At 55.8% G+C, this 2,032-nt stretch carries 2 protein-coding genes and 1 pseudogene; all 3 read left to right on the top strand.

Annotated features, from left to right (window positions below):
* The coding region (locus ACXJ5O_RS25320) for an SDR family oxidoreductase (RefSeq protein WP_457302315.1) at window positions 1-420 on the top strand (420 nt) is incomplete at its 5' end.
* A gap of 201 nt (window positions 421-621) precedes the next feature.
* Window positions 622-1,461 (top strand): S1/P1 nuclease, encoded by an 840-nt coding sequence (locus tag ACXJ5O_RS25315; protein ID WP_457302314.1) that lies wholly within the window; start codon window positions 622-624, stop codon window positions 1,459-1,461.
* Window positions 1,462-1,471: 10 nt separating this feature from the next.
* Window positions 1,472-2,032, top strand: a pseudogene (locus tag ACXJ5O_RS25310) (serine protease); the annotation flags it as partial.

Here is a 2,032-nt window from a genome sequence, read left to right as displayed (position 1 = left end):
AAGATGGTGCAGGAAAATCTTATCCGGGCAGCGCGGAGACCCTTCACCATCCTCCATTCCACGCAATTCTTCGAGTTTATCAGCGGCGTGGTCGACATGGGAGCAGAGGGAGATGCCTTTCGGCTCTCGTCGGCATCGGTAAGGCCAATAGCTGCCTATAACGTCGCCGAAATCCTGACAGAATTGGCGATGGGGGCGGCAAGGAACGGTACCGTGGAGATCAGCGGGCCCGAGCAGTTTGGGCTCGATGAAATTGCTCGTATCCACCTCGCAGCAAACGAAGATACACGCCAGGTCATTACCGACAACAGCGCGCGCTACTACGGCGTTGAATTAAATGACGACACACTGCTTCCACTCAACGACACGTATATTGGTTCGATGCGCTACGGTGACTGGCTGTACCGCTCCATGGCTTGAGCTTCCCTGTCGCGTGGGTGAACGGCATCGTTCGTGGGCAATGCAGACCAAAGGCTGAACCGCCAAAACAGATTTGCCGGCTACGCTCTTCCTCTCCTGGACGGACAATCATGACTACCCACAGTTGCAAGCTGCTTGATCATGACAACCATTTGATGGAGTATTCCAGCGCATGATTTAAGAGAGCGGAGGGCTTTGGGAATGCGCCGCATTGCATTGACTGTCGCGCTTCTGTTCGCCGCTATGAATGTGGCCTTCGCGTGGGGACCCTCGGGTCATTCCATCATCGCCGAAATTGCTCAAAGATCGCTAGCCCCTCTGACGTTGCAGCATGTCGCAGACTTGCTTGGCAGCGGCTCATCGTTGGCCTCAATTGCCAGTTGGGCCAACGACGAACGGACTCGCGACAAGACCACCACTAGATGGCACTTCGTCGATATCCCTCGAATAGCTCCCGGTTATGATCCCGCGCGCGACTGCGTTCTTGATGCGTCTGATGGTGATTGCATCATCGCCGCTATAAACAGACAGCTCAGTATTGTTGCCTGCCCCCCTCTTCCACTCGAACCACGCCAGCGCGCGCTTAAATTCCTCGTGCATTTCCTAAGCGACTTGCACCAACCTCTGCACGCCATCGACGAAGAAGGCGGCAACGGCGTTGAGGTCACGGTCGTCACCAAGGAGGGCGTCAACGGCAATGTTCCTTTCAATGCCAACCTTCATGCCGTCTGGGATGTTACTCTCATTGACAAGACCGTATGGTCATGGGGCAGCTACGTGGAACGCCTTGAGAATGGTTGGCTGAAAACCGCAGACGCCAATTCAGTGACTTCCGGAACTACAATCGATTGGGCCAATGAGAGCCATCAGCTCGCTATCAATATTATGCGCTCTGTCCCGGCCAATGGTGTGCTCGACGACGACTATCGACGTGAAAATCTTCCTGTTCTTGACGCGCAACTCGGTCGCGCCGGTTTGCGTCTTGCCGAAACCTTGAACGATGCCTTCGCACCTGAACGTTGCCCGGCGGGGCAGGAATAGGGGGAACGAAATGGCAAGCAAAACCCCGGAGAACAAGCACCGGTTTTCGCCGGAAACGCGCCGGAGGCTCTATGGTGCACGGCGTTTCTTGCCGCTGGAGGTGCAGAAGGACACCGATCTTCGCCTGCAAATCGATGTCTATTTCAAAGATCCGCTTGTGGCGAAGAACAATCCTGCAGCGGCCATTGATCAGAACTTCTTTGTGCCCTGGGAGCCGGGGTTGCGGGACGGACCGACCAGGGCCCGTTTTGCGGTGGTCGATTACGATGCCACCTCCAACACCCTGATGCCACCAGCTGTATGGGACAGCAAGGGCAATGCCTTCGTCGCACCGAACGGGCGTGTTCTCGATGAGAATACCAGAAAGCTACCGCAGTTTCGCCAGCTCAGCGTGTGGGCAACCGTCCAGCATACGCTCGACTTTTTCGAGAGCGGCTTTGCTCTTGGCCGCCGTATTACCTGGGCCTTCGAAGGCAACCGGCTGATTGTGGTGCCGCATGCCGGCTATGGCGAAAACGCCTATTATGATCGTCAGAGCAAATCGCTGCAATTTTATTGGTTCGACGGGAAG

Source organism: Phyllobacterium sp. P5_D12 (assembly GCF_054049495.1).
This window is presented reverse-complemented; position numbering and strand designations above follow the sequence as displayed.